General features: G+C 53.2%; 24 protein-coding genes. 14 read left to right on the top strand and 10 right to left on the bottom strand.

Features of this window, described 5'->3' with window-relative positions; translation table 11 throughout:
- Positions 1-166: 166 nt before the first annotated feature.
- The 5 genes from pagP (ACQZQY_RS10060) to ACQZQY_RS10080 all read left to right on the top strand — a co-directional run bounded on the left by pagP (ACQZQY_RS10060) (position 167) and on the right by ACQZQY_RS10080 (position 5,056).
- A complete protein-coding gene (pagP, locus tag ACQZQY_RS10060) occupies positions 167-790 on the top strand; it encodes a lipid IV(A) palmitoyltransferase PagP (protein WP_431297045.1) in 624 nt (207 codons plus the stop codon).
- Between the two features lie 259 nt (positions 791-1,049).
- Positions 1,050-1,661: a lipid IV(A) palmitoyltransferase PagP gene (gene pagP, locus ACQZQY_RS10065; protein ID WP_390974510.1), complete on the top strand. Its 612-nt coding sequence runs from the start codon at positions 1,050-1,052 to the stop codon at positions 1,659-1,661.
- A 172-nt stretch (positions 1,662-1,833) separates the two neighbouring features.
- On the top strand, positions 1,834-3,135 hold the full coding sequence (agp, locus tag ACQZQY_RS10070) for a bifunctional glucose-1-phosphatase/inositol phosphatase (protein ID WP_390974512.1): 1,302 nt from the start codon (positions 1,834-1,836) through the stop codon (positions 3,133-3,135).
- A gap of 100 nt (positions 3,136-3,235) precedes the next feature.
- Entirely contained in the window at positions 3,236-4,243 is a 1,008-nt protein-coding gene (locus ACQZQY_RS10075; RefSeq protein WP_431297046.1) for a fatty acid desaturase, read from the top strand.
- A 15-nt stretch (positions 4,244-4,258) separates the two neighbouring features.
- Entirely contained in the window at positions 4,259-5,056 is a 798-nt protein-coding gene (locus ACQZQY_RS10080) for a phosphate/phosphite/phosphonate ABC transporter substrate-binding protein (protein WP_431297047.1), read from the top strand.
- Between the two features lie 48 nt (positions 5,057-5,104).
- Here ACQZQY_RS10080 and sseA read toward each other — a convergent pair whose 3' ends face one another.
- The 3 genes from sseA to ACQZQY_RS10095 form a co-directional block, all read right to left on the bottom strand.
- Positions 5,105-5,950 (bottom strand): 3-mercaptopyruvate sulfurtransferase, encoded by an 846-nt coding sequence (gene sseA, locus ACQZQY_RS10085; RefSeq protein ID WP_056770905.1) that lies wholly within the window; start codon positions 5,948-5,950, stop codon positions 5,105-5,107.
- Between the two features lie 32 nt (positions 5,951-5,982).
- Positions 5,983-6,531 carry a GNAT family N-acetyltransferase gene (locus ACQZQY_RS10090; RefSeq protein ID WP_431297048.1) on the bottom strand — a complete coding sequence of 183 codons (549 nt, stop codon included), beginning with the start codon at positions 6,529-6,531 and terminating at the stop codon, positions 5,983-5,985.
- A 124-nt stretch (positions 6,532-6,655) separates the two neighbouring features.
- Complete coding sequence (locus ACQZQY_RS10095; protein ID WP_431297049.1) at positions 6,656-7,453, bottom strand: helix-turn-helix transcriptional regulator; 798 nt, start codon at positions 7,451-7,453, stop codon at positions 6,656-6,658.
- A 139-nt stretch (positions 7,454-7,592) separates the two neighbouring features.
- On the opposite strand from ACQZQY_RS10095, the gene ACQZQY_RS10100 reads away from it, so the two are divergent.
- Together ACQZQY_RS10100 and ACQZQY_RS10105 are read left to right on the top strand one after the other, a co-directional pair.
- On the top strand, positions 7,593-8,363 hold the full coding sequence (locus ACQZQY_RS10100; protein ID WP_122096027.1) for a class I SAM-dependent methyltransferase: 771 nt from the start codon (positions 7,593-7,595) through the stop codon (positions 8,361-8,363).
- Between the two features lie 247 nt (positions 8,364-8,610).
- Positions 8,611-9,159 carry a DUF1190 domain-containing protein gene (locus tag ACQZQY_RS10105; protein ID WP_056770918.1) on the top strand — a complete coding sequence of 183 codons (549 nt, stop codon included), beginning with the start codon at positions 8,611-8,613 and terminating at the stop codon, positions 9,157-9,159.
- Between the two features lie 104 nt (positions 9,160-9,263).
- On the opposite strand, the gene ACQZQY_RS10110 is transcribed toward ACQZQY_RS10105, so the two are convergent.
- The gene (locus ACQZQY_RS10110) at positions 9,264-10,181 is read right to left on the bottom strand and encodes a DUF808 domain-containing protein (protein WP_122096025.1); all 918 of its coding nucleotides are present in this window, start codon (positions 10,179-10,181) and stop codon (positions 9,264-9,266) included.
- 403 nt (positions 10,182-10,584) lie between these two features.
- On the opposite strand from ACQZQY_RS10110, the gene ACQZQY_RS10115 reads away from it, so the two are divergent.
- The 6 genes from ACQZQY_RS10115 to ppnP all read left to right on the top strand — a co-directional run bounded on the left by ACQZQY_RS10115 (position 10,585) and on the right by ppnP (position 15,191).
- Complete coding sequence (locus ACQZQY_RS10115; protein ID WP_056770926.1) at positions 10,585-10,860, top strand: DUF1471 domain-containing protein; 276 nt, start codon at positions 10,585-10,587, stop codon at positions 10,858-10,860.
- A gap of 213 nt (positions 10,861-11,073) precedes the next feature.
- Positions 11,074-11,652 (top strand): class I SAM-dependent methyltransferase, encoded by a 579-nt coding sequence (locus tag ACQZQY_RS10120; RefSeq protein ID WP_122096024.1) that lies wholly within the window; start codon positions 11,074-11,076, stop codon positions 11,650-11,652.
- A gap of 265 nt (positions 11,653-11,917) precedes the next feature.
- Complete coding sequence (gene aroL, locus ACQZQY_RS10125; RefSeq protein ID WP_056770933.1) at positions 11,918-12,442, top strand: shikimate kinase AroL; 525 nt, start codon at positions 11,918-11,920, stop codon at positions 12,440-12,442.
- Between the two features lie 536 nt (positions 12,443-12,978).
- Positions 12,979-13,770 (top strand): IclR family transcriptional regulator, encoded by a 792-nt coding sequence (locus tag ACQZQY_RS10130; protein ID WP_056770936.1) that lies wholly within the window; start codon positions 12,979-12,981, stop codon positions 13,768-13,770.
- Between the two features lie 261 nt (positions 13,771-14,031).
- Entirely contained in the window at positions 14,032-14,709 is a 678-nt protein-coding gene (locus ACQZQY_RS10135; protein WP_056770939.1) for an AroM family protein, read from the top strand.
- A gap of 191 nt (positions 14,710-14,900) precedes the next feature.
- Positions 14,901-15,191: a pyrimidine/purine nucleoside phosphorylase gene (gene ppnP, locus ACQZQY_RS10140; RefSeq protein WP_056770943.1), complete on the top strand. Its 291-nt coding sequence runs from the start codon at positions 14,901-14,903 to the stop codon at positions 15,189-15,191.
- Positions 15,192-15,259: 68 nt separating this feature from the next.
- On the opposite strand, the gene rdgC is transcribed toward ppnP, so the two are convergent.
- Entirely contained in the window at positions 15,260-16,174 is a 915-nt protein-coding gene (gene rdgC, locus ACQZQY_RS10145; protein ID WP_056770946.1) for a recombination-associated protein RdgC, read from the bottom strand.
- Between the two features lie 209 nt (positions 16,175-16,383).
- Between rdgC and mak the strand changes: the two genes are divergently transcribed.
- Positions 16,384-17,304 (top strand): fructokinase, encoded by a 921-nt coding sequence (gene mak, locus ACQZQY_RS10150; RefSeq protein WP_431297050.1) that lies wholly within the window; start codon positions 16,384-16,386, stop codon positions 17,302-17,304.
- Positions 17,305-17,365: 61 nt separating this feature from the next.
- Here mak and ACQZQY_RS10155 read toward each other — a convergent pair whose 3' ends face one another.
- The 5 genes from ACQZQY_RS10155 to sbcD all read right to left on the bottom strand — a co-directional run bounded on the left by ACQZQY_RS10155 (position 17,366) and on the right by sbcD (position 24,701).
- Positions 17,366-18,187, bottom strand: a complete 822-nt coding sequence (locus ACQZQY_RS10155) for an ABC transporter ATP-binding protein (RefSeq protein ID WP_056770953.1) — start codon at positions 18,185-18,187, stop codon at positions 17,366-17,368.
- The gene (locus ACQZQY_RS10160; protein WP_056770957.1) at positions 18,184-18,948 is read right to left on the bottom strand and encodes an ABC transporter permease; all 765 of its coding nucleotides are present in this window, start codon (positions 18,946-18,948) and stop codon (positions 18,184-18,186) included. Before ACQZQY_RS10160 ends, ACQZQY_RS10155 begins: the two co-directional genes overlap by 4 nt.
- Before the next feature lie 11 nt (positions 18,949-18,959).
- Positions 18,960-19,982: an ABC transporter substrate-binding protein gene (locus ACQZQY_RS10165; RefSeq protein WP_122096022.1), complete on the bottom strand. Its 1,023-nt coding sequence runs from the start codon at positions 19,980-19,982 to the stop codon at positions 18,960-18,962.
- 235 nt (positions 19,983-20,217) lie between these two features.
- Positions 20,218-23,466: an exonuclease subunit SbcC gene (gene sbcC, locus ACQZQY_RS10170; RefSeq protein WP_431297051.1), complete on the bottom strand. Its 3,249-nt coding sequence runs from the start codon at positions 23,464-23,466 to the stop codon at positions 20,218-20,220.
- Positions 23,463-24,701, bottom strand: coding sequence for an exonuclease subunit SbcD (gene sbcD, locus ACQZQY_RS10175; protein WP_431297052.1), 1,239 nt, complete (start codon positions 24,699-24,701; stop codon positions 23,463-23,465). Before sbcD ends, sbcC begins: the two co-directional genes overlap by 4 nt.
- Positions 24,702-24,732 lie beyond the last annotated feature (31 nt).

The raw sequence follows: 24,732 nt of genomic DNA on the forward strand, positions 1-24,732 counted from the left end.
ACTCATTTTCCGCGTTCCGCCGGTCATCATCGTTCTAAGGTGCTGTTTTTTAACGGCATAAAAAGATCTATTTATTCGATTTATGTTTTCTTAATATATCATTCAGTATTCATATTTATTTGACGTCATATAATGTTCTGGTCAACTCAACAGGGCAATAACGCCAATGAAAAATAATCATTTCGTGAATATTCGCGCAGTAGTTTCATATTCTTTTTTCACCCTTTCATTATTAGGTGCCGGTTATGTTCAGGCCGGTGAAAGTCTTATTATTCCGCCCGCTCAGGCAGTCTCCGGGCAGGGAAATAACGACGGATTGTGGTCAACATTTAAAAGTAATATTGCTGAAACCTGGAATGCACCCCAGCAGCAAGATCTGTTTCTTCCGGTATTAACCCGCCATAACCGGCACACGCACAGTAAAAAACAAATTGATGGTTATAATGAGCATCCCTGGGGCGGTGGATACGGGGTGTCACGTTATGACGAAAAAGGAAACTGGCATGCACTTTATGCCATGGCATTTAAAGATTCTTTTAATAAATGGGAGCCCGTAGCCGGTTACGGTTATGAAAAAATATGGCAACCCCTGAGTGATAAAGAGTTTCGTTTAGGTGCCGGGTATGTTGCCGCTGTATCGGCGCGTGATAATTATGATTACGTTCCTTTCCCGATGGTGCTGCCTTTGGTGTCAGCAGGCTACTCAAGGCTGACCTTCCAGGCCACTTATGTGCCCGGCGGCAACAGTAAGGGGAACGTATTGTTTGGCTGGTTCCGCTTTCAGTTCTAAAACTTTCTTCAATTAACTATACAGTACATTAAGATTATTCCTGATGTGTTTTATGATTCCTGTTTTGCTGAATCAGCTCACATAAGACGTTTATCTAAACGAGGCCTAAATAAATTACGGATAAATCTGATAATAGAAATCTTAAATGCTGTAAATTCATCGAATTGAAAATGTGCAGATGTTTTTGTTATACCTTCGTTTAATTTATTGAGCCATGATTTGTTTATGATGCACCCCTAAACAGGGAGTTATTGTGAATATGTCTATCAACAAATTAATCTGTTATATGGGTGTTGTATTATCGCTGGGATTGAGTTCACCGGTTTGGGCAACCAACAGCGGTGTTAATCCGACGAGCACACCCAATTGGGATGGAAAGGAATCTATTTTTCCAGGCATGTGGGATACGTTCAAAGAAAACGTGGCCGAAACCTGGAACGCGCCTGAGGCGCAGGACGTTTATCTGCCGGTGATTACCTGGCATAACCGTCTTACCTACGATAAAGAAAAAACCGACAAATATAATGAGCGCCCGTGGGGCGGCGGTTATGGTATTTCCCGGTACGATGATAAAGGGAACTGGCACGGCATTTATTTCATGGCGTTTAAAGACTCGCATAATAAATGGGAACCGATTGGCGGTTACGGTTGGGAAAAAATATGGACGCCCGCAGAAGACAAAAATTTTCGGGTAGGTCTGGGCTATACCGCGGCGGTGACGGCGCGGGATGATTACGAATATATCCCCATTCCCATCGTGTTGCCGCTGGCCTCCGTCGGCTATAACAAACTGACCTTTCAGGCGACCTATATTCCGGGCACCTACAATAACGGCAATGTTTTCTTTGCCTGGCTTCGCTATCAGTTCTGATCCGGTTTCTTTGTGACTGAACAATACACAGGGCGCAGGTTGTGAACCTGATCCCCCACTTCTGATGAATATTCCACTATGCTGAAAATTCACCGCAGGAATCAATCCGTTGGTTTCTGCGGTGTTTTTGTTTTCAGGGAATCTGTAAAACTATTCATTAAGAGGATCACTCGTGAAAAAAGCATCCCGTTATCTTGCGTTGTCAGCCTTTGCCTGCGTTTTACCGCTCATCTTACCGGCCGCTCAGGCTGCACAGTCTGATAATCTCGAACTGCAACAAGTGCTGGTGCTCAGCCGCCACGGCATCCGCGCGCCGCTGGTGAATTATGGTGATGTGCTTGCCGAATCCACCACGCACACCTGGCCGGTGTGGAAAACCGAAGGCGGATTACTGACGCCAAAAGGCGGCCAGATTTCTGAACACATGGGGCATTATTTCCGCGCCTGGCTGGCAAAGGACAAACTGCTGCCCGCCACCGGATGCCCGGAAAATGCACAGGTCTTTACCTACGCCAACAGCCTGCCGCGCACCATTGATACCGCGAAGCATTTCACCACCGGGGCTTTCCCTGGCTGTGATGTCACGGTACTTAACCGCGTTGAAGTCGGCAAAATGGATCCGGTGTTTAACCCGATCATTACCGCAGAAGTGAACGATACCTTTAAAACCGGCGCACTGAATTCCATTAACCAGCACGCAGGCGAGGGCGGTCTGACGGGGTTGAATCAGCGCCTCAAGCCAAACTACCAGTTGCTGGAAAGCATCCTCGATTACAAAAACAGCAAGATCTGTAAAGAGAAGCAGCAGTGCGATCTGGCTTCTCAGCCATCGGAAGTGGTGCTGACGCAGGGCAAAGAGCCGGGAATTACCGGGCCTCTGCGAATGGCGACCGGCGCGACCGATGCGTTCATGTTGCAGTATTACGAAGGTTTCCCGATGAAGGATATTGCCTGGGGAAAAATCAGTACGCCTGAGCAATGGACACAGCTGGAAAATATCAAAAATCTGTATCACGAGACGCTGTTTGGCTCTCCGGCCATTGCTGCGAACGCGGCTAAACCGCTGCTGACCTTTATTGCCGGTGCACTGGATCCACAACACGCCAATACCGCCGATGAGAAAGCGGCTCAGCAGGCAAAACTGGCGGTGCTGGTCGGGCATGATTCCAATATCGCTTCTCTGCTCGCCGCACTGAAAACGCAGGATTACCAGTTGCCTGGCCAGTACGAACGTACGCCGATCAGCGGCACCGTGGTCTTCCAGCGCTGGCATGACAAGCAGGCCAATAAAGATCTGATGAAAATCGAATACGTTTATCCGACGGCGAAGCAGATCCGTAACAATGTGGCACTGAGCCTTAAAAATCCGCCTCAGCGTGTGACGTTGCAAATCGACGGCTGTACTGTCGATAAACAAGGTTTCTGCCCGATGGAAGAATTTACTCAGGCATTGCAAAAAGATATACAGGGCTGAGTCCTTTAGCCGCTGGCTGGCAATAGATAGTGTTTTAAGTTAGTTAGCGGCGTCTTCCGGCTGCCCGATAATGTGTCAGGTCTTTTTACTCTGGCACATTATGGCGTCCTCTTCGTTTTACCTCAGCGCCCGTCAGCGGGCCGACATCACCTCCCGCTCCCGTCATGTCTGGTGGCGGCTGGAAATTCCCACCTGGCTGCTGATTGTCTCAGTATACGGCGGCTGGTTTGCGACGGTGTTTTACTGGCATCAACTCGGGCCATGGTTGGGCACGCCGCTGCTTGTCTGGTTCACCACCTGGTATATGTCGCTGCAACACGAACTCATCCACGGGCATCCGACCCGCAAACTCTGGCTGAACCAGCTGTTCGGCACCTTGCCGCTGGCGGTCTGGTATCCCTACGGCCTGTATCGCGATACGCATTTACAACATCACCGCAATGAACATCTCACGCTGCCCGGCGATGACCCGGAGGGCTATTATTTCAGCCGCGCCAGCTGGGAAAGTCTGTCGCCCGCCATGAAAGCGGTTGTCCGCCTGCGCAATACCTTGCCGGGTAGGATGCTGCTCGGCCCGCTGTCAGATATCGTGAGTACGCTGACCGGGGCGCTGCTGGCTGTACTGCGCGGAGAGTGGCGCCCGGCAACTATGTGGCTGGTGCATGGCGCGATGCTGGCGGTGTTACTTGGCTGGATGGCGCAGCGCGGGCTGTCGCCGCTGTATTTTGTTCTGGCCGTGAGTTATCCGGCATTGAGCCTGACCAAAGTCCGGTCCTTCTTCGAGCACCGCGCAGAACATGCACCGCAAGCGAGATCGACACTGAACGAAGCGGGTTTTGTGTGGCGTCTGCTGTTTCTCAATCTGAACTATCACCTGGTGCATCACGATTTACCGGGGGTGCCGTGGTTTGCGCTGCGTCAGGTTTATTTTTCCGACCGCGAAGCGTACAAAGCGCGCAGCGAGGGGTTTGTGGTGAAAGGTTACCGGCAGTGGTTTCGCGACCACACGCGTTCCCCGGTAAAAGTGGAAAGCCATCCTTTTGCGCCGGACGCAATAGCGGCGCAACCGCAGCGCAGCGACTATGATTATCAGCAGGAAACCCTCTGACGGAGTCGCCGGATAATGCTGATGTCCTTACCGATGTACGCCATTTCACCTGCCGACGTGGAGGCCTTCGCCAGCGTTTTGCGCGATAAACTCCGGCGGCTTGGCCTGTCTGATACCCCCGATACCCTGAGCTGGCCGCAGGATTTACTGGCTCACTGGCAAATGCCTGATTTACTGCTGAGCCAGACCTGCGGATTTCCGCTGGTAGAAAGCCTGCCTGAGGTGCAACTGGTCGGCACATTCAGCTATCTCGCGCCGGGCTGTGATGGTTTTCGTTATAGAAGTTTTTTAGTCGCGCGCGAGGACGATCAGGGGCGCCATCTGGCCGATTTCCGCCACCGGCGTCTGGCCTTTAACAGCACCGATTCTCAGTCTGGCTACAACAGCCTGCGTGCATTGGTTGCGCCGCTGGCACACGCCGGGCAATTCTTTTCTGCCGCCAGCGCCACCGGCAGCCACCGGGAGTCGCTGCACGTTGTTCAGCAGAATAAAGCGGATATCGCGGCGGTGGATTGCGTCACCATGGCGTTGCTGCAGCGCTCAGAACCGGACGCGCTTCGCGGCCTGATTGTGGTCGGACAAACGGCGGCCGTTCCCGGCCTGCCGCTTATCACTTCGCCACACACCTCCCCCGGACATCTGCTCCTGTTGCGGCAGGCGCTGCGTGAAATCGCGCAGGAACCGGTCAGCCAGCCGCTGCTGATCGAGGCGTTCACGGAAGTCCCGAGACGGGCTTACGGCGTGATCACCCTGATGAAAGAGATTGCTCAGTCGTTTGGCGTGAGCGAGCTCACCTTGCAAAAAACGGCATAAAAAAACCGGGCTTCTCAGCCCGGCGAGGGTTTACGCGCTTCACCGGTTTCAGTGCGTTTCAATAGGGTAATCTTCGTTTACGTCGCCCCATTCCGCCCAGGAACCGTCGTACAGCGACACCTCTTTCACACCCAGCGCATCCAGCCCGAATGCCAGTGCGGCGGCAGTCACGCCCGATCCGCAACTGGTGATCACCGGTTTATGCAGATCCACGCCCAGACGTTCAAAGGTCGCTTTCAGCGCATCCGGCGCTTTCAGGTGCCCGTCCTGCGTCAGCTCAGTAAAAGGCACGCTGATACTGCCGGGGATATGGCCGCCGTGCAGACCCGGACGCGGTTCCGGCGCTTCAGCTTTAAAGCGCGCCAGCGAACGGGCGTCGATGATTTGCACCTTGCCGAGTGACGCTTTGACCTGCTGCGCGTCGACCACCACCGGACGTACCAGTTTTGCGTTAAACGTTGATGGCACACGGGTGTGTTCGCCGCTTTGTGTCGGTTTACCTTCGGCAATCCAGGCATTCAGCCCCCCGTCCAGCACGCGTACACTTTTCGCGCCGAAGCTGGTCAGCATCCACCAGACGCGTGGTGCGGAGAACAAATCGCCTTCATCATAAAGCACGATAGTTTGCGTGTCGGCCACGCCTAAACGGCTCATCGACGCGGAGAACGCCTCCGCCGTCGGCATCATATGCGGCAGGCCGGTTGAGCAATCGGAGATGGCGTCCACTTCCACGTAAATGGCGTTGGGAATGTGCGCTTCGAGATATTTTCCATGGAAATCAATCGGCGGCGTAATGCCGGGCTTGGATTTACGACAATCGATAATGACGACGTCCGGTGAATTCAGATTCTTCGCCAGCCAGTCGGTAGATACGGTATGGGTAGAAAAAGTCATGTTCAGTGCCTTATCTTTTTTGTGAAGCCAGCTCAGAGATCGCCTGGGATCAGGGAATAGACCCAGGCGTCGCGCGGCTGACCATGATAATAAAGCCGGTTGCGGTGCAGGCCTTCGGAAGTGGCGCCTGCTTTTTCCGCCACGCGGCGGCTGCGGGCATTGCCTTCCATCGCCACAATTTCCAGTCGCGTCAGTTCGAGTTCGGTAAAGGCGAAACGTGCCGCGGCTCTGACCGCCAGCGTTGCCAGACCGCGCCCGGTGTAACCGGTGCGCATCCAATAGCCAAGATTTGCGAACTTATATTCATGAACGATGCGGTTGAGGCTCACGCTGCCAATCAGATTACCGCTGGCGCGCTCAAACAAACAGAAATTGAACTCAGCGCCGCGATGGCGTTTCAGTTCACTGTCTGCGAGATATTTGCGGCTGTCATCCGCCGTGTAGCTTTCGGTGCACCAGGTTTCCCAGGCGCCAATTTCATTGACCGAATCCTGGATCGCCGCAACGTGCAGCACGGCCTCAAGTTCGGTCGCCACACGAATCTCGATGTCGTCATCCTGATAAATCTGGCGTGTCATCATGATCATTATCCGTCAGTGTAGAAATAATACGGGGAATCAATCGAATCAGCCTCACACATACGGCAATGATATGTCAATTGCCGGGAACGCCGATTTAGTGAGGTAAAACAGGGCTGTCAGCCCGTCAGTTGTCCCCTTCAGGCACCAGCATAACCAGCTTACATTCGGCATATCCCGCCGGGAAAAAGGTCTGCTGGCGGTAACTTTTTCCCCCGTCACGTGGATGATTAAAATGCCGCTCGCCGCCTTCGCGCGCCAGCACCTCCTGCTGCGTCCACCACTGATCAAACCCGTCGCTGCGTTCACGCAGGCTGATAACGGTCTGACGCACCGCATCTGAATGCGCGTAATGGCTGGTTTCAGCGCGAAATTCAGCGACCACCCGCTTGGCGCGCTCCGCCCAGTCGGTGACCAGCTGACGCGCTAAGGGATTGAGAAACATAAAATCCAGCAGATTAGGCTGAGGATCCACATCCAGCCAGCCGCTGAACAGGGCACCGGCTGGCGGATTCCACGCCAGCACGTTCCAGCTGCTGTCGAGCAGGTAGGCAGGGCAGGTCAGCTGATTGACACAGTTTTTCAGGCCAACGCCGGGTGCCGTGGGCGAGGGCACCGCCTGCGGGTCTTTCATCGAGGCTAAACTGAACAGATAGTCGCGGGCGGCCGGCTCCATCCGTAACGCTTTGGCGAGACTGTTGAGCGTAGTGGCAGAGATTGACACATCGCGCCCCTGTTCAATCCAGGTGTACCAGGTGGCGCTGATACCGCTGATTTGTGCCAGCTCCTCGCGGCGCAGTCCGCTGGTCCGGCGGCGCGAGGACCCCGGCAGGCCGACCATTTCAGGCGTGGTACGTTCGCGGTGCGTGCGCAAAAATAAACCCAGCGCCTTCGGGCCGCTGAGCGACTCTGTATTATCCATCATTGTTTTCTCTCAGACAGGAATCAACTCATACCAGTATAAACGCTCATATTGTACCCGTATAGAACAATGCCTATAGTGATTTTGAGGTCACGCGAAACCCGAATTCCTGTGACAAAAAACAAGACAGACAGGAGCAATGATGAACATGAAAAATACCCACAGTCAGGCGGTTGATAAGCAATTTGGTTCACAGGCGCAGGATTATCTGACCAGCGCGGTTCACTCGCAGGGCAAAGATTTGCAACGTCTGGCGACGCTGCTGGCGCCATATAAAGAGGCGCAGGTGATCGATTTAGGCTGTGGCGCAGGCCATGCCAGTTTTGTTGCCGCAGGTGCGGTGAAAAATGTGATCGCCTATGATTTATCCGCGCAAATGCTGGATGTGGTCGCGCAGGCGGCCAGCGACAAACAGCTGAATAACATCACGGTGCGGCAGGGCGTGGCGGAATCGCTGCCGTTCGACGACCACAGCGCGGATGTGATAATCAGCCGTTATTCTGCACACCACTGGCATGATGTCGGACAGGCGCTGCGTGAAGTGGCGCGTGTGCTGAAACCGGGCGGAAAATTCATCATGATGGACGTCGTGTCGCCGGGGCATCCGCTGCTGGATATTTACCTGCAAACCGTCGAGGTGCTGCGCGACACTTCGCATGTTCGCAATTATTCGCCAGGTGAATGGCTGAAGATGGCGTCTGAAGCCGGTCTGATCGCCGGTGAGGTCACAACGGATCGTCTGCCGCTGGAGTACACCAGCTGGATCGCAAGGATGCGCACCCCGGAACACTTCGCTGTGGCTATCCGTGAGCTGCAAAAAGTGATGTCAGATGACGTGGTAAAACATTACGAGATACAGCCCGACGGCACCTTCACCAGCGATATTATGATGCTGGTGGCATCGAAGAACTGAAATCAGTGACGCTTGCTCATTGTCTTTCCCGACCGGCAGGGGCAATGAGTTTAAGCAGATTTTGATATTGTTATTGTGAAATATTCATGAGGAATATATATAACGGCTTGTGGGGTAATTACTATATAAATAAATTATGGTTTAATAAATAACGCGGTCAGTGAATAAATTGGCAGTGAACTCTTCCCCGAAAGCTTATAAACTCCATGGGTCTTTTTATACCTCATGTGTTTATAAGGATATTTCCATGGTTTTTAATTATTTTAACGAACTGTATGATCGTATTATTAATAGGTTTACACGTCAGAATATCGCCATGTTTTTTATCGCTTTGGTGATAGCCGGTTTTTTTATTTTTCCTTCTCGTAATGATCCGATGATTTTTAAAAATGCTGAACAATGCCATACATCCGGCAGCCCAATGGCCCTTTGTCAGTTCTCCGAGTATGCTGCCAGACACTACATGAAGGGAAAAATGAAGAAATTCAGTACCCTTGAGGAATGTCAGGCGGCCTATCATAACGGCGGATGCACTAATAATATGCAAAGCTGGAATTATCCTCAATATCAACCTGAGATGGCGGGCTTTTCAGTCACAGACAAGCCACCGGCACCCAATGATCATTCATGGGGGCAAAGTAAAAGTGGCGAATATCAGGCCTACTATATTCGAGGCTATTATAAATCAGAGAGACTTCATTTCTACCGCACACCTGATTCAGATGAGCGTTTCAAGATCCTTGAGGAAAGCCATTTTCCAAGGCGCCATCGCGGATTGTTTCACCTTTTCTATTAATCATGGCAGATGTTTTAATTGCCGTGGGTTTTACTGAGCTGACAATAGCCTCTGCAGCAGAGTGTTAATCTTCGCTGCAGAGGTATTATCGAAATATGGCGGTTTTATTTCTTACCAAACATTTTCTGCCCAATCATTACCAGCGCCAGTACGGCCGCGCCGACAATCAGACCGACAACTAAATCCGTTGCACCGGTAATCAGCGTATTCACCCAGCTTTCGTGGCCGTGCGTCAGAGGCTCAATCAGGCTGTGCATAAACGGCAGCCCGTGGCTGATAATGCTGCCACCGACCAGGAACATGGCGACAGTCCCCACCACTGACAGCGTTTTCATCAGCCACGGGGCGAGATTCACGATGCCGCGGCCAAATGCGCGTACGCCGTTCATGACGCTACTTTCGCCGGACAGTTTGCTCAGGTATAAACCGGCATCGTCGATTTTCACAATCGCCCCCACCAGCCCGTACACGCCAATGGTCATCGCGACGGCAATCAGCACCATGACGGTGACCTGATTGATGAACGGTGCGGCGGAGACGATACCGAGAGAAATCACAATGATTTCGGCCGACAAAATGAAGTCAGTCCGGACGGCGCCTTTTACTTTCTCTTTTTCGAGCTTTTTAGCGTCGGCTTCATTTTTTACCTGCTCAGCCGCCGGTTTTTCTTCTTCATGATGCTTGCCGGGCATCAGTTTATGCGCGATTTTTTCGAACCCTTCGTAACACAGATACGCGCCCCCAATCATCAGCAGCGGCGTAATTGCCCAGGGAATAAAGGCGCTGATAAGCAAAGCCAGCGGCACCAGAATGGCCTTATTCAGCATGGACCCTTTAGCCACCGCCCAGACGATGGGCAGCTCCCGGTCAGCCTTAACCCCTGTGACCTGCTGCGCATTGAGCGCTAAGTCGTCTCCCAGTACGCTGGCCGTTTTCTTGGCCGCGACTTTACTCATCGCCGCTACGTCATCAAGAATTGATGCAATGTCATCGATCAAAGCCAGAAGGCTACCACCTGCCATAATTTATGCTCTCCATAAAAGCGTTTTACGTTTCTTGTTAAAATGAGTTCCGCCCGCGCGGAAACCCGAATCTGCGTTCCTGACTGTGCAGGTGATCAGGGAAGCAGAAAATTCATAAAAAATAATCATATCAGTGATTGCACTCCGCCGTCGATTCGTGCGAATGTTGTGCCGGTCCTAAATAACTTTGAAAACTCTTCATCATTTCTCCATAAAATATCTTTAATTCTCCTCAGCTTATCAGTGTCTACATATTTACTTTCATTCCCTCCTTATTTTTACCACAAAGGTTAAACTTCTTTACGTTGCATTACGCCTGCTTTCATTCGTTAAGCGATAATTATTTCAACGGATTGCTTCCGCTCCATTAATTAACGAAACTAACGAAAGAAAGGTGCGTAATATGAAACTCTTACCTGCAATTACTGCTGTTGCCATTACGGTTGCTTCATTCTCTGCGCTGGCCGCTTCCCCAATCACTGCACAGCAGGCTGAAAGTGGGACTTATCAGTCACTGGGTATGGTTTCTGTCAGCGCCCCCAGCACCGTTCCAGGCAGCATGACGGATGCGCTGAACCAGATCGCCAGCGATAAAGGCGCAACACATTACCGCGTTGTCGGTGCCGGTACGCCGGGTGACTCCAGCCTGAACCGTGCAAATGTTGAGTTGTATAAATAACATCTGACTGACTTCAGAGAGTATGTGAGAAGGCCAATGTCACCTGACATTGGCCTTTTTATTTGTACCCGGACCTGCGCATACCTCCTTTTTTGGGAGTTATCTCATGTGATTTGTTTTTAATTGTTCCTCCTGACGTTTATTCCCCTTAATAATCATTTCTTAAGAATTTTTCTGTTATATAAGGGTCTATGTTTTCAGGAGGTGGTTAATATGTTGAATGCCGCGAGAATGACGATTAAGAACACCGGTCTTTCGATCCAGAATCAATTTTTTTATTTGCAGAATTTTATTAGTTCACCACGGACCATGGGAACGCTGATGCCGTCGTCTCCCTGGTTGTGCCATGCCATGCTCAACCAGATCGACTGGACAACATCCTTACATATCGCGGAGTTAGGGGCTGCTGATGGCGTACTGACCCGACGTATTTTGAACCGTATGCGTGCTGATGCCCGGCTTGATGCCTTTGAGATCCAGCCTGCGTTTATCCGTAAACTGAATCTGATCGACGACCCGCGTCTGCAGGTCATGGCGCACTCCGCGGAACATCTCACGGGCGGCTACGACGCCGTGTTTTCCTGCCTGCCTCTGCTCTCAATACCCACGCGGATCAGCATGAGAATTTTGCAAAGAACACAGCAGCAACTGAAGGAGAAGGACGGGGTGCTGGTGCTGTTCCAGTACAGTCATCTTTCTGAAAAAATGCTCTCACGCTACTTCACCTGGAAAAAAATTCGTGTGGTGAAGAATTTCCCCCCGGCTCTGGTCTATATTTGTAAACCACACTGATACAGCACTTTACCGCCTGACCCTGCTGAGAATATTGCGCTGCAAGGATTTATCAGTATCATGCCAGGGGGGGCGTAAATAAAACGCTACAGAAGCTTCACCGGCAGGTGACAAAAACCTGCCAGTGAGGCTTTTTTGTTGTACTATTTCGCGAGTACACCGCGTCGGCATTTCAACGTACGATTTTTGACATTTATCCTTCAGGTCAATGATGGATTTTCATCAGATGAGCAACGAGGCTCCCAGGGAATTAAGGACAGCGTTAATGACACAACCCATTTTCATGGTAGGCGCGCGTGGCGCGGGCAAAACGACGGTTGGAAGTGCTCTGGCCAATGCGCTGGGCTATAAATTTTCCGACACCGATCTGCATTTGCTGCGCACCTCCGGCCTCAGTGTGGCTGATATCGTTGACCGTGAAGGCTGGCAGGGTTTTCGCCGCCGTGAAACCGAGACGCTGAAAACCATCAGCTCACCGCTCACCGTGGTGGCGACCGGCGGAGGCGTGGTGCTCTCTGCCGAAAATCGTGAGTTTATGCGTCAGGCCGGCACCGTGATTTATCTGCGTTCACCGGCCTCTACGCTTGCCAATCGTCTGGAAGATGCGCCGATGGAAGACCAGCGTCCGACGCTGACGGGCAAGCCGATTACTGAGGAAATGATGCAGGTGCTGAATGAGCGTGAAGCGTTGTATCAGCAGGCCGCTCATCATGTCGTGGACGGCACGCAGGATCCCGCACAGGTCGTCAATGCCATCATGGATGCCCTGGCATTACAGATGGTGCGCTGAACGCCTGGCGTGGACATAAAAAACGAGCCCTGATGGCTCGTTTTTTTATGTCCGCACAGGCAGGATTTTGGCAGGCGTAAACAAAACGGGCCATCAGATGTGCGTTGCGTCACGACCGGTCGATATTGTTCTGGTGAATGCATAGGCGTAAAGTAATACCTCAGGTGATTACTTTACACTTCCACAACGGACCCCATGATGAAACCCCTGATGTCATTCTTTCACCAGCATAGCAAAGCGATGCCTGCTATCTGGTCGATCACGATTATCCTCGTTGAAGCCTCCATTGCGCTGTATATTTTGCGGAATCTTTAATCGCTACATTCTGCTGGGTTTTACATCCGTCACCTCATAAATATTCGGCATTATTCCCCCTCCTTCTCTTTATTAAATGGTCTTAGGATTATCTTTAAGCATATTCCTTAACCGCAATTTCATTTGCGCAAAAATAAACGCCTTGACGCTGACACGTATCAGCACTATTTTTCAAACAACTTAACAGGAACCTTGTTCCACATATCGGAACTTCTCTCTTTATGAGCACATTAGAGAATGCGACGTCAGTGCTGAAGTTATTTTCCCGGCAGGGTGTCAGTCAGGGGCATCCGGGTTTGTCATTCAGTGATGTGGTGAGCAGTTTACAATTGCCAAAAAGTACGGTTTCCCGGTTATTAATGACGATGGAAACGCAAGGGCTGTTAGAGCGTGATCCGGACAGCCGTTTATATCGCATAGGAAAATTATTACTGGCGGTATCCAGCCATTATCTTTCGACGCCGCTGGTGGATGCGACATCACCTTATATGACGCAGCTGAGCCAGCTGACCCAGTGCACCGGATACGTGTCGATACTGGAAGGGCGCGACATTATGGTCATGCGCATGTTTCCCGGCAGGACGTATCTGCAGGTGATGACACCGGCGGGCAGCCTGCTGCCTGCGCATGAAACGGCCATTGGCCGGGCGATCCTGGCCCGCTACAGCGACGAAGAAGTGCGCGAGCGTTACAAGGGTATTTATCACGTGAACTCGGCGAATTCGCCGAAAAGCATCGATTTATTATTAGTGCGCCTGGCTGAAATCCGGCAGACCGGTTTGTCTTTTGCCAACAACGAAACGTTGCAGGGCATCAGTTCTTTAGCCACCAGCATTTTTAATAAACACCGCAATGAAATTGTTGGATTAGGTTTGTCGTTCTCTTCACCTTCTGAAGGAAAGGGCATACCGGACGGAATAAAAGACGGTTTGATTGCCGTTACCCGAAAAATTGCTGAGAAACTCGGTGATGATGACTGGGGAAATAATCTGAAGTTGTCCGATTTGCAGTAAATACGTCAGGCGTGACTGCTGACGTTAAAAGTAAAGCGAGTACCAGACCGACACCAGGGCTTATTTTTAGCCAGTACGACACAATGACTGTTCCAATGATGAACAGCGTTCGTAACCGTTTTAGCTCGTGCGCGTTTGCGCCGGTTACGTGTTTTAAGAGGATTTTGTGATGAGTTTAGCCAACACATTGACGATATCTGAGTTTCTCCGTTCACTGCGTCTTTCCGGGCTGTATGGCCTGAAAGATGGGAAATCACGCTTATGATGACTTCTTTTGCGACCCTGACCATTGGTCAGGCACCGCGCAGCGATATTATGCCGCTGCTGACGGCGCATCTGCCGGACGAACCCGTGACACACTTCGGGTTACTGGACGGCCTAAGCAGGGAGCAAATAGAGCAGCGTTATGCGCCGCAAGAGGGCGATGCAGTGCTGGTCGCCGTTTTGCTGGATGGTTCGCAGATTTTACTGTCTGCGGCCAACGCCGAACGCGGATTGCAGGAAAAAATCGATCAGCTGGAAGCGCAGGGATGTACCACGATTTTGCTGCTGTGCGGTGGCGAGTTTGGTCAGTTACACGCAAGCAGTGCATTGCTGATCGAGCCTGAACGCATGATCCCTCCGTTGATCGGTGCGATGGTGGGGACGCATCGCGCAGGAATCGTGGTGCCGGTGGAATCGCAGATTGGCTGGCAGGCCAACAAATGGCGAAAACTGGAAAAACCACCGTGCTTTGCGGTGGCCAGCCCGTATTTAACGGACGATCAGGCACTGACGGAAGCGGCCAAACGCTTTGCTGAGCAGGGGGCGGAAGTGGTGGTGCTCGATTGTATCGGCTACAACCATCATCACGTTAAAGTGCTTGAGCAACATCTCGATGTGCCGGTGCTGCTGGCGAATGTGCTGATGGTGCAACTGGCGGCAGAACTGGTGGCGTAAGCGGTGACGGGCTGCGGTGATTGCAGAAAGCTGACTCCCCACAATGGCACTGTGCAGGCGTAAAATCAAATCAGTGATGACGCTTTGCGGGCGGTGTCGTCTGGTGCGGATAAACCTGTAATAATCAGTGACAGCCGCGGGTTTTTGCCCCTAATATGGAAGCTCTTAAATTTATCGCAAAGGGCCAATCAATGTTGAAAAATAATGAGTATTTTGACGGGAAAGTAAAATCGATTGGTTTTGACAGCGAAAGTACGGGTGCCGCCAGCGTTGGCGTGATGGCCGTCGGTGAATACACATTTGGCACAGCAAAACCGGAAGAAATGACGGTCATCAGTGGCTCGCTGAAAGTGCTGATCCCTGGCTCTCCGGACTGGCAGGTGTTTAAGCCAGGCGAAACCTTCTACATTCCGGGCAAAAGTGAATTCAACTTGCAGGTGGGTGAAACCACCTCATACCTGTGTAAATACCTGACCAAGTAATTCCTTCAGACACAATAAATGTAAAAAAGGCGCCCAATGAGCGCCTTTTCTGCATTTGGCATGCGGTGTTAGCGTTGCGCTTCGCCGCCCAGCGCTTCAATCAGATTCTGAATCAGCGCCGCCAGTTCTCCGGTCATCAGCACGAAATCAGCATCAAAGCGGCCTGCGAAATCTTCGCGGTCGATATCTTCGTTTTGATCACGGATAACGTCACTGAATTTCAGACGCTTGATGCTGCCGTCATCGGCCAGTACCACGGCAATGCGTTCCTGCCAGTCTACCGCCAGCTTGGTCACCAGTTTGCCGTTCTCAATGTGAGTAGCGATTTCGTCGCTGACCAGCGCCTGTTTCTTACAGCGGATCACGCCGCCTTCTTCCAGAATCGCTTTCAGCTCGGCTTCGTCCTGCAAAGTAAAACCGGCCGGCGTGTCGCCGGAACGCACCCATTCCGTCAGCGTCAGTTCGATCGGGCTTTCCATCGTTAATGGCACGACCGGCAGTGAACCGAGGCTTTTGCGCAGCAGCGCCAGCATGTCTTCGGCTTTTTTGGCGCTGGCGGCATCGACCATGATCAGGCCGTTCACGGTATCGATCCACATGAACGTCTGGCTGTAGCGGCTGAATGCGCGCGGCATCAGGCTGTGCAGCACTTCATCTTTGAGGGAATCTTTTTCGGTTTTCTTCAGCTTACGGTGTTGTTCACCTTCGAGCTGGTCGATCTTGGCCTGTAACTCCTGTTTGATCACCGGAGAAGGCAGGATTTTTTCTTCTTTACGGGCGCAGATCAGGATCTGGCCGCCGTTGACGTGAGTCAGCGCGTCGCCACCGTGAGAACCCATCGGCGAAACCCAGCCGGTTTTCGCCATGTCCTGGCTGCCGCACGGGGTAAAGGTGAAAGCGCTGAGCTGTTTTTCCATTTCGTCAGCAGATAACGAAACTTCACGGCTCAAACGGTAAACCAACAAATTCTTAAACCATAACATGGCGTTATCCCTGTTCCGGCGCACTCGTGGTACGCTGAATAAATGAATGCAGGGCGGCATGATAACCAATTGAGAGTCCGTCGTCGTTAAGAAATCACCGCGCCCTGTAACATTGCATAACAGCTTATTCTGGTGACAGACGCCTCTGGCTTCTAAACTGAATAAACACAAAAAAACTGACCCTGCAAAGTGTAAAAGGAGAACGACACGTGCGAATTGGCATTGATTTAGGCGGCACAAAAATAGAAGTCATCGCGTTATCTGATGAAGGTAAAGAGCTGTTTCGCAAACGGGTCGATACGCCGAGAAATGACTACGAACGCACGCTGAAAGCGATCGAAGGGCTGGTGCTGGACGCCGAGAAAGCCACCGGTCAGCGCGGCAGCGTGGGGCTTGGCATTCCCGGCACGCTTTCTCCGTTTACCGGTAAAGTGAAGAACTCAAACTCCGTGTGGCTGAACGGACAACAGCTGGATGAAGATCTGGCGCTGCTGCTCAACCGTGAGGTGCATATTGCCAACGACGCCAATTGCCTGGCGGTGTCCGAAGCCACCGATGGCGCAGGCGCGGGCCGTCAGACCGTGTTTGTCGTGATCATCGGCACCGGCTGCGGTTCGGGCGTGGCGCTGCACGGCGTGGCGCACGCAGGCGGCAACGGTAATGCAGGCGAATGGGGGCACAATCCGCTGCCGTGGCAGGATGAAGAAGAAATCCAGTTCGCCCGCGAAGTGCCGTGTTACTGCGGGAAATCAGGCTGCGTCGAGACGTTTGTTTCCGGTACCGGTTTTGCCGAGGACTACTTCCGTCTTTCAGGCCAGCGTCTCAAAGGTGCAGAGATTATTGCGCTGGTGGAGCAGGGCGACGAAACCGCTGAACTGGCACTTGGCCGCTACGAACGTCGTCTGGCAAAAGCGCTGGCGAACGTGGTGAATATTCTCGACCCGGATGTGATTGTGTTCGGTGGCGGCATGAGTAACGTCGATCGTTTGTATCAGACCGTTCCTCTGCTGGCGAAGCAGTGGGTATTCGGCGGGGAATGCGAAACCCCTATCCTCAAGGCCGTTCACGGCGATTCCAGCGGCGTGCGCGGTGCCGCCTGGTTGTGGCCGCAGTCGCGTTTTGCGTTGTAAGCCATCATCAGCTTTCAGGGGCGCAGAATTTGCGCCCCTGATTTTAATCAACACTCCCCCGTTAAAGCGCCATCTCCCGTTTAAAAACGTCCAGCGTATGCGCTTTCACACGGATAAACTCCGGGTGGCTCATGATTTCTGAACCGCGCGGGCGGGGAAGATCGAAAGGTACGATTTCCGCAATCTGTGTTGGCCGTCGCGTCAGCAGTAAGATTTCATCCGCCAGAAATACCGCATCTTCCAGATCGTGAGAAACAATCAGCATGGTGACGCCGGTTGCCAGCTGCACTTCCTGCAATTTATCGCGGATAAACAGCGTCATTTCGAAATCCAGCGCCGAGAAAGGCTCGTCGAGGAACATCACTTCCGGGCGCGTCGCCAGCGCGCGCATGATGCACACGGTTTGCTGCTGGCCGCCGGAAAGCTCATACGGATAGCGTTTTAGATCAAAACGGATATCAAACATCTGCGTCAGTTCTTCAACCCGCGCGTTCACCTCAGCCTTACTCATGCCGTGGCGCACCAGCGGATAGGCGATGTTGGCGCGCGCGCTCATCCACGGAAACAGCGCGTCGCGGTAGTTCTGAAACACATAGCCGATGGTGGTCTGCGCTAGCGTCTTGCCGTCAAACAGAATGTCGCCTTTATCAACCGGAATCAGCCCGGCAATCATGTTCATTAACGTTGATTTACCGCAGCCGTTCGGGCCGAAGATCGAGACGATTTTTCCGCGCGGCAAGTCCAGATTGAGATCGGTATACAACGGCTGTCCGGCAAAGGCTTTGGTCAGGCCGCGAATGGTCACATGGGTATCCGGTCGCGTGGCGTATTGCGGCAGTTGCGGGCCTTTGTAACCGGGGTTCAGCGAGAGAGGTTGCGTCATGCTTTGCTACTCCAGTGGACAGTTTTTTTCTCGATCAGCAAAAAGGCCAGGTTCAGTAAATAGCCCAGCGCACCGGTGATCAGGATTGAGGCGTACATGTCTTTGATGTTGAAGACCTGCTGGGCATCAATGATCCGATGGCCGAGGCCGGTTTCCGATCCGATAAACATTTCGGCGACAATCACGATCACCAGCGCTATCGACACACCGGTACGCAGACCCACGAACGTCTGGGCCAGGCTTTCCATCAGCAAAATGTCTTTGAAAATGTGCCAGCGGGAAATCCCCATCACCCTGGCCGCCATCAGGCGGGTTTTCTTGGCGTTCATCACGCCGTAGGCGCTGTTAAACAGAATGACCAGCACGGCGGCAAAGGCGGCGATGGCAATTTTGTTAGCATCCGTGATGCCGAAAATCAGCATGAACAGCGGGATCAGCGCGGATGAGGGCGTGGAGCGGAAGAAGTCGATCAGAAATTCCAGGCTGCGATAGACCTTTTCGTTACTGCCCAAAATCACGCCGAGCGGGACGCCAATGACTGCGGCGAAGCCGAACGCCACCAGCGTGCGGTATAGCGTCGCGCCGATGTCGGTGCGCATGGAGACATCCGAAAACGACTGAAACATAAAGCCCAGCGTGTCGACGGGAGAAGGCAGCAGTACCGGATTCAGCCATTTTGCGCTCACTGCCAGTTGCCAGAACAGAAACAGCAGGACAGGGCCGATCAGTGGCAATAATCTTGAAGACCATGGTGATGTCATCATTTTTCCCCTTATCCCTGATAGATCAGCGAAGCGACATCCACCGGTTTGCTGAAGATTTTTCTTTCGGTAAAGACGTCATAAAATTTTTGGAACCATTGCAGATTCTCGCCTTTTAACCCCGGATACATCACGAAGCCTGGCAGTGGCACTTCTTTCACCAGCGCGGGTTCAATGCTGGTGTAACCGGCGACGTTTTCACGGGCTTTATCAGGATGCGCCGCAATGAATTCCACCGCTTTCTGATAAGCGGCAATAAACTTTTTCGTCTCTTCAGGTTTGCTGGCGATAAAGCTGGAGTTCAGCGCCGCCGCGCCGCCAAACCACGGGGCGTCCGCATTGCCGAGCACGTATTTCGAAATCACGCCGGTTTCCAGCGTGCGGGAGAGGTTTTTCATGCGTCCGACGGTGCCGGTGGGTTCGAGCGTATACACACCGTCGATTTGTCCGGCGGCCAGCGCAGGCGCGTGTTGCCCGACCGGCAGTTCAATCACGGAAGGATTGGTGAATCCATTTTTCTCCAGAATGATCTTCGCCATGGTGACGTTCTGGATCCCCGGACCGCAGGCGATCTTTTTGCCTTTCAGATCGCTGATTGCTTTCGCGGTGCTATTCAGCGGCACCAGAAATTCATCCAGCACCAGCTGATGATTGGACGGGTTCGAGCAGATGATTTTGAAAAGATCCGGGGAAGTAATGGCCCCCAGCCCAAGTGCGCCGGTGGCCGTACCGTTGGCGCAGCCGTGGATCCTGCCGGTGATCATCCCTTCAACAATTTGCTGCGCGCTGGCAAATTTAACGCCTTTCACGTTCAGCCCGGCCTCTTTGAAGAACCCTTGTTCGAGAGCGACATAGAGAGGCAAACCGCCGACGATAGGCCAGTAGCCGATGCGAATTTCATCATCATCGGCGGCGAAAACGGTGGTCGGGATCATCCCGCCGAGTGTCATGACACCGCCGGTAATCGCCAGCCATTTCATCATCTGGCGGCGTTGTGTATTGACCGGAAGGTTTTCAGGTTTGTCGTTTTTCATCGGCGTTCCCCTTGGCTGTTTTGCAGGCAGTGCAGCTTGTACTGCAACTTGTATACATAACAGTAAGCACAGGGCGTGCCAGATCGTCACCCGAAGGAAATAACCGATAATTCAGCAGGTTGACAGGCTGTGACGCACCGTGACGGTGCGATTATTGTGCGGATGTGCAGAGAGGGGATCCACCGCAGGGCAACCGGTAGCAAGATTGCTAGCGGGATGGCCTGCGGGTTGACGTTCAGACTTTAAATTCGCTGCTCAGGCGGCTGACACCCAGCCCGTTCACTTTGGTGACTTTGATTTGCACCGGAATGCGATCTTTCATGGCTTCCACATGGCTTATCACACCGATGGTTTTACCTGAGGCATTCAGGCTGTCGAGGGCGTCGAGCGCAGTGTCCAGCGTGTCAGCATCGAGCGTGCCGAAACCTTCGTCGAGGAACAGCGAATCTATACGGGTTTTATCGCTCACCAGATCAGAAAGCGCCAGCGCCAGCGCCAGACTGACCAGGAAACTTTCGCCTCCGGAGAGCGTGCGGGTATCGCGCACCGCATCGGCCTGCCAGGTATCGACCACCTGCAACTCCAGCGCATCGCTGGTTTTGCGCTGCAACAGATAACGGCCATGCAGTTTTTCCAGCTGACGGTTCGCCAGATACACCAGGTGATCGAGCGTCAGACCTTGCGCGAATTTACGGAATTTCGCGCCGTCGCTTGAGCCAATCATCTGATTCAGATAGCCCCAGTCGTCACACGTCAGCTGTGCCTGCGCAATCTGAGCAATCAGCGCCTGTTGGTTGCCGCTTCGCGCTTTATCGTCGTTAAGTTTATTGGTTATTTCGCCCAGACGTTGCTGTAAGGCTTTCAGCTGTTGTGCCAGTTCCGCCTGCTGCGCCGTCAGGGTTTCGAGATCGTTTTCTGTTTCACTCAGACGGGCAGGGCGGGCAAGGCGATGTTTTTCCCGCTGTGCTTTGGCATCGCTCAGCAATGCGTTCGCCTGCGCCAGTTGTTGTTGCAGATGTTCTTTACGCTGCTGAAGTTGCTGACGCAGTGCGTCGTCGAGCAGGGCCAGTGTCACCGCGGCTTCATCGGCAAATCCGCTGGCGCTCAGCGCTTGTTGCCACACCTGTTCCGCCCGCTTCAATTGTTCCGTAGCCTGCAATTGTTGCTGCTGCATACTCGCCAGCTGACCGGCCAGCTGATCGCGCAGTTCCTGCGCTTTTTGCAGCGCGCCCTGTGCGTCACTGACCGCTTTTTCCGCCGCCTGTTGTTGCTGATGTAAGTGCTCGCGAACCTGCGCCACCTGGCGGTCACCGAACAGTTCGAGGCGTTTGGCATTCAGTTCTGAAAGAGATTTCTCACCTTCCGTGAACAGCTTTTGCAGCCGCGCAAAGTCCTGCTGAGTTTTAGCCTGCGTCTCTTCCAGTCGGGTAATGCGTTCGGTCAGCAATACGCTTTGCTGCTGCACTTTCTGCTGCGCGTTCAGGGCGTCATTCAGGGCATCTTTCGCCTGCTGCAACGCCCGCGCCAGTTGTTCGTGCTGGTTAATCAGATCCTGTGACTGCTGTTCTTCTTCGTCGCGTTCCGCCAGCCACTGCTGAATGGCCAGGGTATCCTGCAATCCGAATGTCAGATTCAGCGGCGCGCTGAGTCGCTGCCAGTTTTCGGTATGCGCATTCAGTTGCTGGCTTTCCTGCTCCAGCTGGGTTTGCACGCGTGTTTGCTGTTCTTTCAGGCTTTTGATTTTCGCTGCCAGCTCAATGCCGCTGGCTTTTGCCGCATCGAATTCCAGCTGCATTTTCTCGACGCGCAGCGCCGTTTCAGAAGGTTTAACCTCCTGATAGTGTTCAATGGCCGGATGGGATGTGGAACCGCACAGCGGGCAGGCTTTGCCGCTTTGCAGACTGGCTCGTTCAGCTTCAAGGCTGACGATCAGCATTTCCTGTTTATGCAATGCTTTGACGTCGTTCAGGTGCTCCAGCTGTTTCTGACATTGCAGGCGGATCGCGCCCAGCCGCTGTTCCTCTTCGGCCAGCTGCGTCTGATATTGCGCCAAATCTTTTTGCTGTTGCTGCACGCGCTGGTTCAGCTGAGGGAAAATCTGCGCGAGTGAATACAGCTGTTGCCGCACCGGGCGCAGCTGCGCCAGCTCTGTTTGCCGTTTCTGCCATGTTGCCAAAGGATGCTGTTTTTCCAGCTCAGTCTGACGCTGTTGTGCGGCGTTCAGCGCATCGGTCAGCGCGGTCTGACGGGTCTGATGCTGACGGCTTTCTTCGTCCAGTTTCTGACGTTCGGCGGTCATTTGCACCCGCGTCGCGTTATGCTCACTGACCAGTTTCTGCATGTCACTGACCGACTGCTGCGTGTCGGCCAGTGATTTACGCCACTGGATAATTTCGCCATCCAGCGGCAGGATTTTTTCTTCAATCAGCGTCTGCGTCTGTCGCTGTTCTTCCGCCTGTTTCAGGCGTGCGGTTTGCGCCTGTTCTACCGCCAGAGTCAGCGGCGTCATCTGTGCAATTTGCTGTTCCTGTTGCTGCGTGAGCTGCGTCAGTTGCTGCTCAAGTCGTTGCGATTCATCCTGACAACGCTGGCGATCATTGAGTAACGGACGCAGTTTTTCTGCCGGTTCGCTGCGTGCCAGTTGCTGCAATTGCGGCGCGGCAGACAAATTTTCCTGCTCTGCGGCGCTCAGTTGCTGCTGAGACTGCTGAAGTTTTTGCTGCACCTGCTGCCACTGTTGCAGCCAGTTAAGATCCTGCTGGCGCTGCTGCGCCTGCCGGCTGAGGCTGATTTCCTGCGCATTCAGCTCAGTCAGTTCTGTTTCCAGCGCCTGACGCTGTTCTTCGCTAAGCAGTTCGATACCGGCCATGCGTTGATGCAAACCGTCCAGGGTGACGCGTGCCTCTTTATGCTGTTCAAACACGCGTTCTGACAGCAGACCGTAGATTTCGGTGCCGGTGAGTTCTTCCAGCAGCTCGGCGCGGTCGTTGGCGTCGGCATTCAGAAACGCCGCGAACTGGCCCTGCGACAACATCATCGATTTGGTGAAACGGCCAAAATCCAGTCCGGTCAGTTCGGCGATGGCATCGAGTTTATCGCGCACTTTATCTGCCAGAATTTTTCCGTCGGCCAGCAAGGCCAGCTCGACTTTGGGCGCCTGTAAATTGCCGTCCGGTGAGTTTTTTGCGCGGCGCTGACTCCAGAATGCGCGATAGCCGATGCCTTTCACTTCAAACTCCACTTCGGCCAGTGATTCGGCGGTATGGCGGGTCATCAGTTCATTTTGACTAGAGATATCCTTTATACGAGGAGTTCGATGATAAAGCGCCATACAAATGGCATCGAGCAGGGTAGTTTTCCCCGCGCCGGTCGGGCCGGTGATGGCGAACAAACCGTTGCTGGCGAACGGCTCGGCGGTGAAATCAATTTTCCATTCGCCTGCCAGCGAGTTCAGGTTTTTTAAACGCAGGCTGAGAATTTTCATTGTGCGCTGCCCTCCGTGCTCTGACCGCTGGTGACCTGTTCGACAACCTGGGCGAACAGCGTGCGCATCCGCGTCTGGCGCGGTTCATCCGTATCCGCTTCCAGCGACAATCTGCGTTCAAAAACGTCGCTGACGCTCAGCTCGCTGAGGGTTTCTTTTTCCTGCTGTTCGATGCTGTGAATACGTTGTTCTTTACTGCGGCGCAGTAACACGACCTCCACCGGCAGTTCGGCGGTCAGCGCCTGAATGCGGCGCTGAATGTCGCTGAGATAATCCTGCGTCGCCACTTCAATATCCAGCCAGACCGGTTTTGTGACATCGCCTCCGGTGAAGTGCGCCAGCTGCCGTTCAATCTCCGCCAGCGAGCCTTTGATGATTTGCATCGGCTGGAAAACGGGGATCTCCAGCGTGTCGATGGCGTTGAGCGTGGCACCGTCGAAATCCAGCAGATAGACGCTTTTGGCTTTGCTCAGCTCATCAAAACTGAGGGGAATAGGGGAACCGCTGTAACGGATATGTTCCGTTTTTGCCACGCACTGCGCGCGGTGGATATGGCCGAGCGCGACGTAGTCCACCGGCGGGAACGCCTGCGCCGGAAAGGCATCAAGAGTCCCTATATAGATGTCGCGCACGGAATCAGAGGTGCTGACGCCAACGGTGGTCAGATGGCCGGTGGCGATGATCGGCAGCGGCAGACCCAGTTGGTCGCGTTTGGCCTGCGCAGCGTGCCACAGCGCATCATAATGCGCGGCAATGGCTTCCTGTAAGGCCAGCTGTTTGTCGCTGCCGGATTGCCCTGCCTGACTGGCAATTAAATCGCGCGGGCGTAAAAAGGGGATCGCGCACAGTACGGCTCCCGGCGTACCATTGCGCTGATTTAACACCAGCACTTGCTCAGACAGATCTTCGCCGACGGTGGCGATCACCCGGGTATTGAGACAGGAAAGCAGCTCGCGGGATTCATTTAACGTGGCGACGGAATCATGATTACCGGCCAGCACAATCAGCTGACAGCCGGTGCGTTGTAATTCCACCACGAAGCGGTTATACAGTTCGCGGGCATAGCTCGGCGGTGAGCCGGTATCGAAAATGTCACCGGCCACGATCACGGCATCAACCTGATGATTTTCCACCTGTTCCGTCAGCCAGCGCAGAAAGGCCTGATGCTCGGCGGCGCGGCTTTTGGTAAAGAAATACTGGCCAAGATGCCAGTCTGAGGTGTGGATCAGGCGCATGAAACTCCCTGTGGTTCGCGGTGCGGTAACA

The sequence above is a fragment of the Rahnella sp. PAMC25559 genome (assembly GCF_050632365.1).
GTDB lineage: Bacteria > Pseudomonadota > Gammaproteobacteria > Enterobacterales > Enterobacteriaceae > Rahnella > Rahnella rivi.